We start from the raw sequence: 16,506 nt of genomic DNA on the forward strand, positions 1-16,506 counted from the left end.
GACGTCTTTCCTCTCAACGGCACGCCGGCCGAGCCGACTACCTCGCTACACCCTCAACTGCGAAGAGCCCTATTGGGTCTTCGCGTTCTCGGGTGCGAGCTTGCGGGCGGCGGCACCGGGCACGGCGGCGGTGCGGTACGCGGACTCGAGGTTGCCGGACATGATCGCGAACGGCGCACCGGTCGTCTTGTCGTTGAGGGTGATCGTGTGGATCGACCGGGGCAGACCCTGCTCACGGTTGTCGACGTTCGAGCCGTACCACTTGACGCCGGAGGTGTCGAAGCGGCCACCGAGGTACGCGACCATCGCCATGAAACGACGGTCCGGTCCGTCGAGCGGCATGCCCGGGAACGGGGACTCCTTCGGGAAGGACATCTGGGCGCCGTGGGAGTTCCAGTTCGAACCGGCCATCCGGTAGTCGCCCTTGGCCCAGAGGACGAGGGTCTCCTCCATGACGTCGATGCAACCGGCCATGTCCTTCACACCCGCCTCGATCATTTCGGGCTCGGAGAGGTACAGCATGTCGATGCGGGTATCGGGCTGAGCAGTCATCTGTGAAGCACTCCTGGTAGAGGACCCCCGGGCGGGTGCCGGGGAGCGGGGTCGGGAAAGGTTGGGGGCGGGGTCAGGAACGGGCAGACTCCTGCGGAGCCACCGCCTCGGCGTCCGGCACCGAGGGCGCCGGGGCCTGTGCCTGGGCGAGAACCGGGGCCGAGGCGCCGGCCGGCACCGTCGTGGGAGTGCGGTCGAGCTGGATGAGGGAGATCTCGTAGGCGGTTTCCGCATGGACGGCTGCGTCGAGGCCGAGGTCCTCGTCCTGTTCGGGAGCACGGAGGCCGACGGTCCTGTTGAGCACCCAGGCGATGACGAAGGTGACGCCGAAGGAGTAACCGAGGGTGACGACGATGCCGGTGACCTCGGCGAGGGCATGTTCGAGTCCGCCGCCGGTGAGCAGTCCGCCGATGCCGGCGGGTGCTGCCGGGTTCGCGAAGAACACGATGCAGAGGGTGCCGGTGATCCCGGCGAGGCCGTGGACCATGAACGCGTCGAGGGACTCGTCGATCTTCATCCGCGACTTGAAGCCCATCGCGAAGGCGGCGACGCCGGCGCCGATGAACCCGGTGGCGAGGGCACCGAGCGGGCCCATGGTGTGCGCGGCCGGGGTGATGGCGACGAGGCCGCCGACGACTCCCGTGGCCGCACCGAGCGCGGTCGGGTGCCCGTGACGGAGCTTCTCGACGACCATGAACCCGAGCATGCCCGCGCAGCCGGCGAGGATCGTGTTGAGGAGGACCACCTGGACGAGGTGTCCGGCGGCGAGAGCACAGGAACCGTTGAAGCCGAGCCAGCCGACGAAGAGGAGACCGGCGCCGAGGATCGCCTGCGGCACGTTGTGCGGGCGTTCCGCACGGTTCTTGCGGGCGCCGAGGACGAGCGCGAGGGCGAGCGCGGCCGCGCCGGAGTTCATATGGACCGCGGTGCCACCGGCGAAGTCGATGATGCCGACCTTGCCGAGGAGGAGCCCGTCCGCGGCGAACACCCAGTGGGCGACCGGCAGGTAGACGACGGTGATCCAGACCGCGGCGAAGAGCAGCCAGCCGCCGAGCTTCATGCGCCCGGCACCGCCGGAGGCGACGATCGCGATCGTGATGCCGGCGAACATGATGAGCCAGATCGCCATGTACGCGGTGCCGATGCCGCCGTTGCCGTCGTCGGTGAGGACGGCGTCCATGGCTGCCCCCCTTCGTTCGGAACCCGAAGGCCCGGATATGAGATCCGATGACCTCCGTGTGCAGGTGGTCGGATCTCACTCTGGGCGTGAGGCGTTTCACACTCGCTAAGGCCGGTTTCACCCCCGGAGCGGCCTCACCATGTGAGACGGGTCACTCGATTAGCGCCGGACGGGCGCGCGAGTGCACGATCCGGAATGTCGCGCGGGACGTCAGAGCATCGTGAGGCCGCGGACGACCGCGACGAGCCCACCGAGTCCCGCGAGCGTGATCGCGACCTTGCGCGCAGTCTCCGTGCTCGTGCGCGTCGAGAGCCATCCGCCGGCGCGGATGCCGAGGAAAACGGTGGCCACGATGATCGGGAACAGCCACCACGGGGGCAACTGGGCGAAGGTCGTCGCTCCGACCGCGAGTTTCACGACGACGGAGATGAGTCCCATCGTCATGAACGTCGGCTGCATGGTGGCGGCGAAGGAGCGCTGGTCCCAGCCGGAGATCTTCGAGTAGATCACCATCGCGGGGGCCGCGACGCCGGCACTCGTGTTGAGGAATCCCCCGACCGCGCCGGTGAGGGCGGTGAGGAACGGCGAGGTCACCTGCGGGAGTTTCGGTAGGCCGAAGGTGAGGGCGAGCGCGACGAGCACGACGGTGCCGATGACGATGTTGAGCCATGCCGCGCTGAGCTCGCGGACCATGAGTCCGGCGGGGATGCCCCCGAGGACGGCCATTGGGAGGAAGACGAGGTACCGCTTCCAGTCCACCTCGCGCAGGACCGCGAGCATGATGAGGAATCCGGAGACGACGGTCGTCGCGTTCGTGACGAAGACTCCGAGCGCGGGTCCCATGAGGAGTGCGAGGACGGGAGCGACGACGAGGCCGACCCCCGTTCCCGACAACCGCTGGAGCGTCGACCCGACGAGGATCGCCACGACTGTCACGAGAAGCATGGTCACTGTCACGCTCGTCACCCTACGCCTCGGAGCACACCCGAACGTCTTGCGCGCACCACTATTCAGTGTCACTATGTAGTGGTACTCAGCGTTGTTGAGTACCAAGCGCTCAGTACCAAGTGCCAAGTGCCCAGTACCCAGTACGACCGGAGGACGACATGCCACGACAGAACACCGAGATGCTCAAGGGAGTCCTCGAGGGGATCGTCCTCGGCATCCTGTCGAACCGGCCCGCCTACGGGTACGAGATCACCGCGTGGCTCCGCGACCGGGGCTTCGAGGACATCGCCGAGGGCACGATCTACGCACTGCTCCTGCGGATCGAGAAGAAGGGACTCGTCGACGTCGAGAAGGTCCCCTCGCCGCAGGGTCCGCCGCGGAAGGTCTTCTCCCTCAATGCCGCCGGCCGCGACCGGCTCACGGAGTTCTGGGTCGACTGGGACTTCCTCACCTCCCGCCTCGCGGTGCTCCGCCCCTGAGTTCCGCCCGCACCACCACCCACCACCTCATTCAGCACCTCACGCACACCTCACTCCCAAGGAGAACGCTCATGGCCGCGAAGTGGATCGAGAAGATCATCGGTTCCCTCGAACAGAAGAAGCAGTACAAGGACGCGAAGGCCCGCCTCGAGGCGCTGCCCGAGCCCCACCGGACGGCCGCGAAGGCCGTCGAACGCTATGTCATGTACGCCGGCGGGATCGCGGACGGTGATGTCCTCGTCACCGCGCACACGGACCTCGTCGACCTCTTCGAGTCCGCGTCCGCCGACGGCACCACCGTCCACGACCTCGTCGGCGACGGCCCGGTCGTGTTCGCCGACGACTTCCTCGAGACCTACAAGGACGCCCAGTGGGTCTCGAAGGAGAAGGACCGCCTGCAGCGCGCCTTCGCGGACCTCGACCCCACGAGGAGCGACACCACAGGCGGTGCGTCATGACGACCGGAACGTCGGCACCCACCCACCGAGGCGCCTCGGGCCCGGCACGGGACGTCGCCATCCGCGCGAGCGGGATCCGGAAGTCCTTCGGGACGCTCGACGTCCTCCGCGGGGTCGACCTCGCGGTCGCCCCGGGCACCATCCACGCGCTCCTCGGTTCGAACGGGCCCGGGAAGACGACGCTCGTGCGGATCCTCGCAACCCTCCTACGGGCGGATGCCGGGACCGCGACCGTGGCCGGTCACGACACCGTCCGCGCCGGCGCCGCGGTGCGCGCGGCGATGAGCCTCGTGGGGAACCCCCGGATCATCGTGCTCGACGAACCGACGACCGGCCTCGACCCGCAGGCACGCCAGGACGTGTGGGACACGATCGAGGGCCTCGCCCGCGCAGGCACGACGATCCTCCTCACGACGCAGTACCTCGAGGAGGCCGAACGCCTCGCGGACCGGATCTCCGTCCTCCACGGCGGGACGATCATCGCCGACGGCACCCTTGCGGACCTCACAGCGCTGCTGCCGGCGCCGGAGGTCGAGTACGTCGAGAAGCAACCGAGCCTCGAGGACGTGTTCCTCGCGCTCGTCGGGGAAGGAGCACGCGCATGACCGCGATCCGGGACACCGCCGTCCTCACCGGGCGCTCGCTGCGCCACATCCTGCGCAGCCCCGACACGATCATCACGACTGCGATCACCCCGATCGCCCGTTCGGCGACCCTGTGGGCACACGTACTCACGTCGCTCGCTGCGAACCTCGCCGCCCTCGTGCTCGTCGTCGGATCGGCGCTCCTCATGGGGTTCCGCACGGGCGCCTCGGTCCTCGACTGGCTCGCGATCACAGGCGTCCTCGTGCTCTTCACTCTCGCCCTCACGTGGGTCGCGGTGATCGCGGTGATCGCGGGACTCTCGGCGAAGTCGGTCGAGGGGGCGAGTGCGTTATCGTACCCGCTCATCTTCCTGCCGTTCATCAGTTCCGCGTTCGTCCCGACGGAGACGATGCCGGGCCCGGTGCGGTGGTTCGCCGAGCACCAGCCGGTCACCTCGATCGTCGACACCATCCGCGCCCTGTTCGCCGGCACACCCATCGGCAGCGAGATCCGGGTGGCACTCGCCTGGTGCGCGGGCGTCCTCGCCCTCGCGTGGATCGCCGCGATCGCCGTCCACCGGAAACGGTTCGCGTGAGCGCACACGCGGGCGACCCGGCGTGAGGATCCTCACCATGGGGAAGGCCACAACAGAGGCGTGAGAACTCTCACGCTGGGGAGAGAAACGTCACTCCGGAGGCGTGGGACATCACACGTTCCATACGCCGTGGCGCCCCGCGCCTCCCGGCCCCGTGCTCGCCGAGCAGGGTGTGCGGGAGGTGCGGGGCGCCTCGGCGGGGGGGTGGTCTCTGCGGGGAGCGCGGACGGCTCAGCGTTCGCGGGGGCGCACCTTCACCATGTCGGGACCCAGCTCGGAGAGGTTGGCAGCTCCCATGAGCTGCATCGTCACGATCATTTCCTTGTGGAGGATGTCGAGCGCCTTCCTCACCCCCGCCTCACCGGCGGCCATGAGCCCGTAGAGGTAGGCGCGACCGATGAGCGTGAAGTCGGCTCCGAGGGCGAGCGCACCGATGATGTCCTGGCCACGCATGATGCCGGAGTCGAGGATGATCTCGACGTCGTCACCGGCGGCGGCGCGCACGTGCGGGAGTGCCTCGAGAGCGATGGGGGCGCGGTCGAGCTGACGCCCGCCGTGGTTGGAGACGACGAGACCGTCGGCGCCGGCGTCGAGGGACTTCTTCGTGTCCTCGGCGGTGAGAACGCCCTTGACGTAGAGCTTGCCGGGCCACTCCTTCCGGATCCACTGGAGGTCGTCGAAGCTCAGCGTCGGGTCGAACATGCTGTTGATGAGCGAGATGAGGTCCGAGCTCTTCCCCGAGAGCGAGGCGAAGGACAGCGGTTCTGTCGTGAGGAAGTTGAACCACCACTCGGGCCGGTAGGACGCGTCGAGGACGGTCTGCGCGGTGAGCTTCGGCGGGATCGTCATGCCGTTGCGGACGTCGCGCAGGCGCTGTCCGCCGACGGCCGTGTCGACGGTGACGAGGAGCGTGTCGAAGCCGTTCTTCCACGCGCGCTCGAGAAGGTCACGGGACTTCTCGTGGTCGCGCCACAGGTAGAGCTGGAACCACTTCGAGGCGGTCGGCGCGGCGGCGGCGACGTCCTCGATCGACTTCGTGCCCATCGTCGAGAGGCTGAAGGGGACGCCGTACGCCTCGGCGGCACGCACGCCCGCGATCTCGCCCTCGGTCTGCATCATCCGCGTGAAGCCGGTCGGCGCGATCCCGACGGGCATCGCGTACTCGTGACCGGCGACCTTCGCGGTGAGGTCGACGTCCGCATTGCCCGCGAGGATCGCCGGGGTGAACTCGAGGTCCTCGAACACCTCACGGTTGCCGCGGTACGTGAACTCGCCCTGGGCACCGCCGTCGACGTAATCGAAGGGAGCCGTCGGAGTCCGCCGCTTCGCGATCGCCCGCAGATCGTAGATGTCGCCGACCCGGTTGAGGCGAGCCCGGCGGGGATTGAGCTCGAGGTCGAACTGCATGAGCGGGGCAAGGTCTGCCCAGCGCGGAAAGCGGCGAATGGTGGCCATGTCTCCAGCTTCGTGACGGGGATGAGGGGGTCAGTGAGGCAGTTTACAACTCGGAGTGAACGCGTTCCGAGGAGTGGAACGGCTCTCGCGTGCTGGAGCCTGACGTCCGCCCCGCCCGAGCCGCACGGACCGGGCTTCCGACGGTTTCACCCAGAACGACTCATTCGGTTTCCGATTCGCGGAACGGCAACCGAATGAGTCGTTCTCGTCGAAACCGTTGTCGGACGGGTCCCACGCCCGCCCCGCCCGCCCCGCCCGAGGCACCACGCGGCACCCGGCGGGTCGGCGCCTCGGGCCGGGAGGGACTCAGCGCCTCAGCGCTGCTTCCGTGACGCGCGCCGGCGCAGCGGTGGGCGGCGGCCGGCGAGCCGGTAGTCGATCCGGTCGTGCACGAACTCCTCGAAACCGGGATTGCGCGTGAGCCGGTCGGTCACGTGATCGGCCATCTGCGCGACCGCCTCGGCGCGGGCCGTCTGGCGCATCGCCCGGTCGTCCGCCCGGAGGGCCTTCCACGTCGCGGCGCACATGAGCACGAGGACGACGCTGAACGGCAGGGCGGTGATGAGGGAACCGGCCTGCAACGCCTGGAGACCTCCGGCGAGGAGCAGCGCGATCGCGAGCAGACCCTCGAGGAAGGCCCAGAGGACCCGTGACCACACTGGCGGGTTCGGATGACCGCCGGAGGCGAGCATGTCGACGACGAGCGACCCCGAGTCCGAGGACGTGATGAAGAAGAGGGCCACGAGGATGATCGCGACGACGCTGAGGAGTGACCCGAGCGGGAGATCACCGAGCACGGCGAAGAGCGCGTTCTCGGTGAGGAGCGAACCGGTCTCGGACAGCAGTCCCTCGTCCTGGAGGAAGTCGCCCTCGCCGAAGACCAGGCGGTGCAGCCCTGCACCGCCGAGCACCGCGAACCAGACGAATCCGACGAGCGTCGGCACGATGAGAGTGCCGGCGACGAACTCGCGGATGGTGCGCCCGCGGGAGATGCGGGCGATGAAGATGCCGACGAACGGGGCCCAGGCGATCCACCAGCCCCAGTAGAAGATCGTCCACCCGCTGAACCAGGCGGCGCCGTCCTCACCGGCGTACGCGCCGATGTCGAAGGTCATGCCGAAGAAGTTCGCGAGGTACACGCCGAGCGATTCGGTGAAGTTCTGGAGGAGGAACACCGTCGGTCCGAACACGAGGACGCTCACCATGAGGAGTCCGGCGAGGGTGATGTTGATGTTCGACAGCCACTTGATTCCGGTGCCCAGGCCGCTCACCACGGAGAACGTCGCACAGAAGGTGATGACGGTGATGAGGACGACGAGGAGGATGTTGTCGACCGTGCCGACGACACCGATCGCGGCGAGACCGGCGGCGATCTGCTGAACGCCGAGGCCGAGCGAGGTCGCGACACCGAAGACGGTCCCGAAGATCGCGAGGACGTCGATGACATCGCCCGCCCATCCCTTCACCCGGTCACCGAGGAGGGGCTCGAGCGCCCAGCGGATCGACACGGGGCGGCCCCGTCGGTGGATGGAGTACGCGGTGGCGAGCCCGATGACGGCGTAGATGGCCCAGGGGTGCAGGCCCCAGTGGATGTAGGTCTGGGCCATGGCGAGGGGCGCGAGTTCCTGCGCGGACCCCGTCCAGCCGGGCTTGGGCGCCGTCGAGGCGAAGGTGAGGGGCTCACCGACGCCGTAGAAGATGAGGCCGATGCCCATCCCGGCGGCGAAGAGCATGCAGAACCACGAGAACACACCGAACTCGGGCTTCTCGTCGTCCCGGCCGAGCTTGATCCTGCCGAGGCGGGAGCACGCGAGCACGAGGGCGAACGCGAGGAACCCGGCGATCGCGAGCATGTAGTACCAGCCGAGGTTCGAGACGATCCAGTTCTGCGTCGCGTTGAACACCGCGCTCGTCCCCGCGGGCGTCACCACGGCGATGACCGCGACCGCGACGATGACGAGGAGTGCCGGCCAGAACACCCGGGGAGTGATGCCTCCGGCGCCGATCCGCACTCCCTGGCGCCGCAGCTTCTCGGTGATCTCCGCATCGGTGTCACCCTCGGCGATCCGGGTGGCGACGGGCAGAACCCCGGTGGGCGCGTCGTCGTGCGCCTCGACCGCGAGTGCGTCCGGGATCTCCGCGTCCGCGTCGGCGTCCTCGGTGTCGGGGGCGACGCCGCGAACGATGACTCGTGCGGTCGTCCGCCCGGGATCCGTGTCGAGGGGTGCGTCGGTCTCCGGGTCCTGGCCCGGGCCGCCCGGCGGTCCGGGTGCGGCCGGTGGGACCGCGGTGGTGTCGGACATGACTTCTCCGTTCGGTTGCAATGAGGGGAGTCCTCATACTCTCGTGATACTCGACACATATATCAATAGTGCAACACGAAATTCACAGACCGGAACGCGCCCGGGGCGCCTGCCGGAGCACGGCCGGACCGCGCGGGAACCGTCGCCCGCACCCCACTCGGCCGCGGCCGGACGACACCCCACAGAACCTCCCCACGTAAAACCCGGGTGAATTGGGCCTGCCCCGTTGACGGGCTCCGGTGACAGTGGTCACTATTGAGCCAATTCGTTGCACTATTCGCGGACGTTGCATAGTTCGCAACGTGGGACCCCGGTTCTCCGGCACCATCCACACCCCACCAGATCCCCGATCCCCAGGATCCCGTCCCTCCCGGAGCGGCACATGACTCTCACCCCCACCTCTCCCGCCACCCCGTCCACCCCGTCGACAACGCGGTCGACGGCACCGCGACCGCAGACCGGGCCGGCCCTCTCGGCGATCGCGCAGCTCGTCGCCGAGCGCCCGGTCGGGCACAGCCTCGCGGCGCCGTTCTACACCGACCCGGACATCTACGACCTCGACATGGAGGAGATCTTCGGCAAGCACTGGATCTTCGTCGCCTCCGAGGCAGAGATCCCCGACGCCGGTGACTACGTCACGGTGGACGTGGGCCGGCACTCCGTCATCGTCGTCCGTGACGACGACGAGATCGTCCGCGCCCACCGGAACGTGTGCCGCCACCGCGGTGCCCGACTCCTCGAGTCCCCGTGCGGTTCGGTCGGCAACATCGTCTGCCCCTACCACCAATGGACCTACCGGCCCGACGGCGAACTCGCGTACGCGGAGTCCCAGCCGGAGACCTTCGACCGCAGCTCCTTCGGCCTCCGCTCGGTCCACATCCGCTCGCTCGCCGGCCTCCTCTTCATCTGTCTCGCGGACAACCCGCCGGAGGACTTCGACGAGGTCGCGACCCGCCTCGAGCCGTACCTCGAGCCCTACGATCTGCGGAACACGAAGGTCGCGCACCAGACCGACATCGTCGAGGGCGGCAACTGGAAGCTCGTCATGGAGAACAACCGCGAGTGCTACCACTGCGACGGCGCACACCCGGAACTCATCACCGCCTACTTCACGGTGTCCCGCTACACCGAGGAACAGGTCACCCCGCGCAACCGGGAGCAGTACGGTCGCTACCTCGCCGCCGAGCAGGAGCTCGCCCGCGCCCGCAGTGCCATCGACTTCCCGCAGTCCGACATCACCGAACTCGACACACGCCCGTCCGGATTCCAGATCTCCCACCTCCCGCTCGACGGCGACGGCGCGAGCTTCGCCCCCGACGGACGCCAGCTGTGCCGCACGCTCCTCGGCCGCATCCCGTCCCCGGCGTTCGGCGACCTCTCCCTCCACCTGCAGCCGAACACGTGGTTCCACTTCCTCGGTGACCATGCCGTCGTGTTCTCCGTCCTTCCGCTCGGCGTCGACCGCACCATCGTCCGGACGACGTGGCTCGTCCACCCGGATGCCGAGGAGGGCGTCGACTACGACGTCGAGGAACTCACCGCGGTGTGGAAGGCGACGAACGACGAGGACCGCGAACTCGTCGAGAAGACGCAGCGCGGGGTCCACGACCCCGGTTACGTCCCCGGCCCGTACTCGCTCGTCGAGGAGGAGGTCGAGGCGTTCGTCAACTGGTACGTCACCCGCCTCGGAGCCGCTCTTCCCGCGCACCTCTTCCCGAACACCTCCGACCCCGCGGCCCCGGCAGCCGCGACGCAGGAGGGCTGAACGATGACCGCACTCCTGCATGCGCCGACCCCGGCCTCTCCCCTGCCCGAGGGACCCGGCGTCCCCTGCTGGGACTCCACGGACACCCAGACCCTCCGCGTGCGCACCGTCACCGACGTCACCGCGGACGTGAAGACCTTCGTGTTCGAGCCGCCCGACGGGCAGTACTTCTCCTTCGAGGCCGGGCAGTTCATCACCCTCGACCTCGAGATCGACGGCGCCCGCATCGAACGCAGCTACACGATCTCCTCACCGCCGACCCGGCCACACCGCCTGTCGATCACCGTGAAACGGATTCCCGACGGCACGGTCTCCGGGTGGCTCCACGACACCGTCGTCCCGGGCACGGAGCTGAAGGTCCGGGCACCCCTCGGAGCCTTCACCCTCACCGATCACCCGGCACCCTCGTACCTCCTGCTGTCCGCCGGGGTCGGCATCACCCCGACCCTGTCGATGGTCCGCACCCTCGCGGACCTCGCGGAGGACACCGACGTCACCGTCGTCCACTGTGCCCGCACCCCGCTCGACCTCATTCACCGTGCCGAGCTCGAGGCCCTGGCCCGCCAGATGCCCCGACTCCGGGTGGCCTTCGTGTGCGGTCGGGAGCACCCGAACGAGCGCTGGTTCGGACCGACCGGAAGGATCACGGCCGCGGCACTCCAGACACTCGTCCCCGACCTGCACGACCGGGAGACCTTCGTCTGCGGCCCCGAGGGGTACATGGACACCGTCCGGCTCCTCCTCACCGACCTCGGCTACGACATGGCCCGGCACCACGAGGAGAGTTTCGACTTCACCCGCCTCACGACACCTCCCCCGGCGCCCGACACCGCGGCCTCAGCTGAGCCGGACACTCCCACCGCCGAGGCGCCCCCCGGTGCCGCCGAGCCGACCGGCCTCTCCGTCGAGTTCGTCCGCAGCGGCCGCACCGTCGAGTGCGCACCGGGGCAGACCGTCCTCGAGGCCGGGCAGGCCGCGGGCCTGCGACTGCCGTCCTCGTGCGGCCAGGGCCTGTGCGGCACGTGCAAGATCTCGCTGCTCGCCGGTGAGGTCGACATGCAGCACAACGGCGGGATCCGCCCGAAGGAGATCAAGCAGGGCAAGGCCCTCATGTGCTGTTCGAAGCCCCTGGGGGACCTGCAGATCGACGCCTGAGCCCGACCACCCGTCACTCGATCGAGACCTTCCCCTTCGGCCTCGTCGCCCGTCGCCCGGTTAAAGTGGACGGCGACGAGGCCGATGCGATGGAGAGGACCGGGACCGATGAGCGACGAGACCGGACGCACCCCGGCGACCGGGATGCAGTCCGTGGATCGTGCCCTCCAGGCCCTTGACCTCCTCGCCGAATGGGGCGAGGGAGCGGTGGGCGAGATCGCGACCGCGCTCGGCGTGCACAAGTCGACGGCCTCCCGCCTCCTCAGCACCCTCGAGGCCCGTGAACTCGTCGAGGTGACGGAGGACCGCGGCACGTACCGCCTCGGATTCGGCATCATCCGGCTCGCCTCCTCCGCCTCGGGTCAGCTCCAGATCGCCCATCAGGCCCATCGGGTGACCGAGCCCCTCGCCCACGACGTCGGGGAGACGGTGAACTTCGCGATCCTCAGTGAGACGTACGCCGTGAACATCGACCAGTCGATGGGCCCGTCGGCCGTCGGCGTCCACAACTGGGTCGGGAAGCTCACCCCGCTCCATGCGACCTCGAGCGGCAAGGTCATCCTCGCCCACCTGCCGCGCGAGGAGTGGGAGACCGTACTCCCGGAGGGGCGCCTCGTCCGTCTCACCCCGCACACCATCACGTCCCGGGCCGTGCTCGAGGCGCAGGTCGATGCCACCTATGCGCAGGGATACGCGGTCACGTACGGGGAACTCGACGAGGAGATCAACGCGATCGCGGTGCCGGTGCACGACCTCGGCGGAACCTTCGTCGGCGCGCTCAGCATCTCCGGCCCCGCCTTCCGGTTCGACGAGCCGACGATCATGCAGCACCTCGCCCGGCTCCAGGAGGCCGGGAAGGAGCTGGGCCGCCGGGTCGGGCACCTCGGCTGAGTCTCACCTCCTCACCTGCTCCGTTCGGCCGCCTCGACGACGTTCGTGAGCAGGAGTGCCACCGTCATCGGCCCGGCCCCGCCGGGGTTCGGTGAGACCCATTCCGCCACCTCGGTGACGTCCGGGTGGACGTCCCCGTACACGGTGGCCTTCCCCGTCTCCGGATCGGCCTCGCGCGTGACGCCGACGTCGACGACGACCGCACCGGGCTTCACGTCGGCAGCGGTGGCGAGGTGCTTGGCACCGGCCGAGGCGACGATGACGTCCGCCTGACGCAGGTACTTCGCCGCGTCGACGGTCCCGGTGTGGATCTGGGTCACGGTCGCGTTCACGGCCCGCCGGGTGAGGAGCAGCCCGATGGAGCGGCCGATCGTGACCTGTTCCTGCGTGGCGTCCGCCGGCAGCGTGCGCTGGATGGAGTTCATGCCGATCGCGAGCGCCTGCTTGTGCTTCATACCGACGTAGAGCGCGGGCGCCTCGGCGGTGGGTGCCCCGGCAGCGTGGGACTCGGCGGGCACGGTGGGGGTGGACGCGGGGGCCGGAACTGCGGTGTTCATGGACGTGCACACTCCTGTCGAAACGGGTGGGAGCCGAGGGTATTGACTTCCGTGACGGAGGCCATATACCGTCCTGCTCATCACTGATATATTAGTAGTGTTTCAGCAGAGGAGCCACCCATGTCGGCCACCATTCTCGAACGCCCGGCACAGCCGGCCACCGACCACTCCCCGACCCCCTCCCCCGCCCGGGAGTCGTCGCCCGAACCCACGTGCACGACCGCCGTCCTCACGGTCTCGTGCCCGCAGCGTCCCGGGATCACCCAGGCCATCACGACCTTCCTCTACGAGCGCGGCTTCGACATCCGGGAACACCAGCAGTTCGACGACCGGCGCAGCGAGCGGTTCTTCCTCCGCACCGCGTTCTCCACCGGCGCTCCCATCGACATCGAGGCGCTCCGACGCGACTTCACCCCCATCGCCGAGGAGTTCGGCATGGACGCGGACTTCCACGACGAACGTCCGCCCCGCCTGCTCGTCATGGTGTCCAAGTTCGGACACTGCCTCAACGACCTGCTGTTCCGCTGGCGCGGCGGGACCCTCGGCGGGGAGATCGCCCTCGTCGTCTCCAACCACGAGGACCTGCGGCCCATGGTCGAGGCCGCCGGCCTGCCCTTCGTCCACGTCCCCGTCACGAAGGACACGAAGGCCGAGGCGGAGGCGAAGCTCCTCGAGCTCGTCGACACCCACGACATCGACCTCGTCGTCCTCGCCCGCTACATGCAGATCCTCTCGGACGACCTGTGCCACGCCCTCGCCGGCCGGGCGATCAACATCCACCACTCGTTCCTGCCGGGATTCAAGGGCGCACGCCCGTACCACCAGGCCTACGAACGCGGGGTCAAGCTCGTCGGCGCCACCGCCCACTACGTCACCGCCGACCTCGACGAGGGACCGATCATCGAGCAGGAGATCAACCGCGTCGACCACACCTACACGCCCGAGGCACTCACGGTCGTCGGCCGTGACGCCGAGTGCCTCGCCCTCGCCCGGGCAGTGCGCTGGCACTGCGAGCACCGGATCCTGCTCCACGGCTCCAGCACCGTCGTCTTCCGCTGATCCCCTCCCCCACCCAGGAGTCACACCATGGCGTCCCACCCCCGGATCGTCGTCATCGGAGCCGGCATCGTCGGCACGAACCTCGCCGACGAACTCGTCTCCCGCGGCCACACCGACATCACCGTCATCGAACAGGGCCCGCTCGATCTGCCCGGCGGATCCACCTCGCACGCTCCCGGCCTCGTCTTCCAGACGAACCCCGACCGGACGATGACCCGTTTCGCGCAGTACACGATCGACAAACTGCTCTCCCTCGACGCCTTCGACCAGGTCGGCGGGCTCGAACTCGCGACCACCCCCGAGCGACTCGACGACCTCCACCGCAAGGCCGGATACGCGCAGTCGTGGGGTGTACCCGACGCCCGCGTCATCGGCCCCGAGGAGTGCCTCGAGCTGTACCCGCACCTCGACGTGTCGGACGTGCTCGGCGGCTTCCACACACCCACCGACGGCCTGGCGTTCGCGACGAAGGCCGTCGACGCACTCGTCGCCCGTACCCGCGCCGCCGGGGTCACGTACCTCGACCGCACCCCGGTGACCGGGATCGTGCGCGAGGGCCGTCGGATCACCGGGGTCGAGACCCCGAACGGCGTCGTCGAGGCAGATGTCGTCGTGTCCTGCGCCGGCTTCTGGGGTGTCGAGGTCGGGGCGATGGCGGACACCGCGGTGCCGCTGCTGCCCCTGGCCCACCAGTTCGCATGGACGACCCCGGTACCGCACCTCGACGGTGTGCACGCGCACCCGCGCGGGGCGACCCTGCCGATCCTCCGCCACCAGGACCAGGACCTCTACTACCGCGAGTGGGGCGACCACTACGGCATCGGTTCGTACCGTCACCGCCCCATGCCGGTCCGGGCCGCGGACCTCGGCCCGACCCCCGCCCACGTCGACGACGCGAACATGCCCTCGAGCCTGACGTTCACCCCGGAGGACTTCGCCGGGCCGTGGGAGGAGTCCCGGAAGCTGCTTCCCTTCCTCCGGGACGTGGAGATCGACCACGGCATCAACGGCATCATGTCCTTCACCCCGGACGGCGGCCCCCTCATGGGGCAGTCGCGGCACCTCGACGGGTTCTGGGTCGCGGAGGCCGTGTGGGTCACGCACTCCGCCGGCGTCGCCCGGGCGATGGCGGAACTGCTCACGACCGGCCGCTCGGAACTCGACCTGAGCCATTGCGACATCAACCGCTTCGACGAGTTCCAGCTGTCCCCGCAGTACGTGGAATCGACCGCGTCCCGGCAATTCGTCGAGGTGTACGACGTCCTCCACCCGCACCAGCAGCGCGAGGAACCGCGTGAGCTGCGGGTGAGCCCGTTCCACGACCGCCAGCAGGAACTCGGCGCCGTCTTCCTCGAGCACGGGGGCTGGGAACGCGCCCACTGGTACGAGAGCAACGGCGCCCTCCTGCCGGACCTGCCCGAGGAGTGGCGGGAACCCGAACGGGACGCATGGACGGCGATGTTCCACTCGCCCATCGCCGCGGTCGAGGCGTGGAGGACGCGCACCGCGGTCGCCCTCTACGACATGACACAGCTGCGCCGCCTCGAGGTCTCCGGCCCCGGTGCCCTCACCCTCCTCGAGCGGCTCACGACCGGCAAGATGGCGAAGTCCGTCGGTGCCGTCACCTACACCCTGTTCCTCGACGAGGCCGGCGGCATCACGAGCGATGTCACCGTGGCGCGCCTCGGCGAGGACCTGTTCCAGATCGGGGCGAACGGTGCCGTCGACACCGTGTACCTCGAACGGGAGGCCGCGGCCCTGCGCGCCGAGGATCCCACTCAGGTCGTCACGATCCGTGACACGACCGGCGGCACGTGCTGTATCGGTCTGTGGGGGCCGCTCGCCCGCGATGTGGTGGAAAAACTCACCGAGGACGACTTCTCGCACGAGGGCCTGGGGTACTTCCGGGGACGTTCCGCGTTCCTCGGCGGCATTCCCGTCACCGCTCTCCGCCTCTCCTACGTCGGCGAGCTCGGCTGGGAGATCTACACCTCCGCCGAGCACGGCCGGAAGCTCTGGGACCTGTTGTGGGAGGCCGGGCAGGAGTTCGGCATCATCGCCGCCGGCCGCGCGGCCTTCAACTCCCTGCGCCTCGAGAAGGGGTACCGCTCCTTCGGCGCGGACATGACGAGCGAGCACGACCCCTACGAGGCGTCGATCGGCTTCGCCGTGAAGATGACGAAACCGGAGTTCCGCGGCCGGGCCGCACTCGAGGCGAAGGGGACGGAACCGGCGACCCGTCTTCGGTGCCTCACGGTCGACGACGGGCGCACCGTCCTCATGGGGAAGGAGCCGGTGTTCGTCGACGGCACCGCCGCCGGGTACGTGACGAGTGCGGCCTACGGCTACACGGTCGGCCGCCCCGTGGCGTACGCCCACCTGCCGTCCTCTGTCGCCGAAGGGGACACCGTCGAGGTCGAGTACACGGGCCGGCGGATCACGGCCACCGTGGTCGCCGAACCGCTCGTCGATCCGGAGATGACGCGCATCCGCCGCTGAGCGGCGGAGCGATTCGCTCACACGC

The 16,506-nt window shown here is 69.0% G+C and carries 15 protein-coding genes; 9 read left to right on the forward strand and 6 right to left on the reverse strand.

What is annotated here, in order from left to right:
- Positions 1 to 69 precede the first annotated feature (69 nt).
- From ABD172_RS07925 to ABD172_RS07935, 3 genes are all read right to left on the reverse strand, one after another.
- On the reverse strand, positions 70 to 552 hold the full coding sequence (locus tag ABD172_RS07925) for a Rossmann-fold NAD(P)-binding domain-containing protein (protein WP_344308541.1): 483 nt from the start codon (positions 550 to 552) through the stop codon (positions 70 to 72).
- Positions 553 to 625: 73 nt separating this feature from the next.
- Entirely contained in the window at positions 626 to 1,732 is a 1,107-nt protein-coding gene (locus ABD172_RS07930) for an ammonium transporter (protein WP_344308543.1), read from the reverse strand.
- A 210-nt stretch (positions 1,733 to 1,942) separates the two neighbouring features.
- Complete coding sequence (locus ABD172_RS07935; RefSeq protein WP_344308544.1) at positions 1,943 to 2,689, reverse strand: TSUP family transporter; 747 nt, start codon at positions 2,687 to 2,689, stop codon at positions 1,943 to 1,945.
- A gap of 149 nt (positions 2,690 to 2,838) precedes the next feature.
- Between ABD172_RS07935 and ABD172_RS07940 the strand changes: the two genes are divergently transcribed.
- From ABD172_RS07940 to ABD172_RS07955, 4 genes are all read left to right on the forward strand, one after another.
- On the forward strand, positions 2,839 to 3,159 hold the full coding sequence (locus ABD172_RS07940; protein ID WP_344308546.1) for a PadR family transcriptional regulator: 321 nt from the start codon (positions 2,839 to 2,841) through the stop codon (positions 3,157 to 3,159).
- Between the two features lie 71 nt (positions 3,160 to 3,230).
- Entirely contained in the window at positions 3,231 to 3,617 is a 387-nt protein-coding gene (locus ABD172_RS07945; RefSeq protein ID WP_344308548.1) for a DUF1048 domain-containing protein, read from the forward strand.
- Positions 3,614 to 4,222, forward strand: coding sequence for an ABC transporter ATP-binding protein (locus ABD172_RS07950; protein WP_344308550.1), 609 nt, complete (start codon positions 3,614 to 3,616; stop codon positions 4,220 to 4,222). The genes ABD172_RS07945 and ABD172_RS07950 overlap by 4 nt, the downstream gene beginning before the upstream one ends.
- Positions 4,219 to 4,797 carry an ABC transporter permease gene (locus tag ABD172_RS07955; protein WP_344308552.1) on the forward strand — a complete coding sequence of 193 codons (579 nt, stop codon included), beginning with the start codon at positions 4,219 to 4,221 and terminating at the stop codon, positions 4,795 to 4,797. The genes ABD172_RS07950 and ABD172_RS07955 overlap by 4 nt, the downstream gene beginning before the upstream one ends.
- Positions 4,798 to 5,028: 231 nt before the next feature.
- Here ABD172_RS07955 and ABD172_RS07960 read toward each other — a convergent pair whose 3' ends face one another.
- Positions 5,029 to 6,252: an alpha-hydroxy acid oxidase gene (locus ABD172_RS07960; RefSeq protein WP_344308554.1), complete on the reverse strand. Its 1,224-nt coding sequence runs from the start codon at positions 6,250 to 6,252 to the stop codon at positions 5,029 to 5,031.
- A 314-nt stretch (positions 6,253 to 6,566) separates the two neighbouring features.
- Entirely contained in the window at positions 6,567 to 8,555 is a 1,989-nt protein-coding gene (locus ABD172_RS07965; RefSeq protein ID WP_344308556.1) for a BCCT family transporter, read from the reverse strand.
- A 382-nt stretch (positions 8,556 to 8,937) separates the two neighbouring features.
- Here ABD172_RS07965 and ABD172_RS07970 point away from each other — a divergent pair, with 382 nt between their 5' ends.
- The 3 genes from ABD172_RS07970 (at position 8,938) to ABD172_RS07980 (ending at position 12,366) form a co-directional block, all read left to right on the forward strand.
- Positions 8,938 to 10,320 (forward strand): aromatic ring-hydroxylating oxygenase subunit alpha, encoded by a 1,383-nt coding sequence (locus tag ABD172_RS07970; protein ID WP_344308558.1) that lies wholly within the window; start codon positions 8,938 to 8,940, stop codon positions 10,318 to 10,320.
- A gap of 3 nt (positions 10,321 to 10,323) precedes the next feature.
- A complete protein-coding gene (locus ABD172_RS07975) occupies positions 10,324 to 11,475 on the forward strand; it encodes an FAD-binding oxidoreductase (RefSeq protein ID WP_344308560.1) in 1,152 nt (383 codons plus the stop codon).
- Positions 11,476 to 11,583: 108 nt separating this feature from the next.
- Positions 11,584 to 12,366 (forward strand): IclR family transcriptional regulator, encoded by a 783-nt coding sequence (locus tag ABD172_RS07980; RefSeq protein ID WP_344308562.1) that lies wholly within the window; start codon positions 11,584 to 11,586, stop codon positions 12,364 to 12,366.
- Positions 12,367 to 12,377: 11 nt separating this feature from the next.
- Here ABD172_RS07980 and ABD172_RS07985 read toward each other — a convergent pair whose 3' ends face one another.
- Positions 12,378 to 12,923, reverse strand: a complete 546-nt coding sequence (locus tag ABD172_RS07985; RefSeq protein ID WP_344308564.1) for a hypothetical protein — start codon at positions 12,921 to 12,923, stop codon at positions 12,378 to 12,380.
- Between the two features lie 120 nt (positions 12,924 to 13,043).
- Here ABD172_RS07985 and purU point away from each other — a divergent pair, with 120 nt between their 5' ends.
- Both purU and ABD172_RS07995 read left to right on the forward strand, forming a co-directional pair.
- Positions 13,044 to 13,982 (forward strand): formyltetrahydrofolate deformylase, encoded by a 939-nt coding sequence (gene purU / locus ABD172_RS07990; protein ID WP_344308565.1) that lies wholly within the window; start codon positions 13,044 to 13,046, stop codon positions 13,980 to 13,982.
- Between the two features lie 27 nt (positions 13,983 to 14,009).
- The gene (locus ABD172_RS07995; RefSeq protein WP_344308566.1) at positions 14,010 to 16,481 is read left to right on the forward strand and encodes a GcvT family protein; all 2,472 of its coding nucleotides are present in this window, start codon (positions 14,010 to 14,012) and stop codon (positions 16,479 to 16,481) included.
- The last annotated feature ends 25 nt before the right edge of the window (positions 16,482 to 16,506 follow it).

It is taken from the genome of Brevibacterium samyangense, assembly GCF_039529845.1.
In the GTDB taxonomy this organism is placed as follows: domain Bacteria; phylum Actinomycetota; class Actinomycetes; order Actinomycetales; family Brevibacteriaceae; genus Brevibacterium; species Brevibacterium samyangense.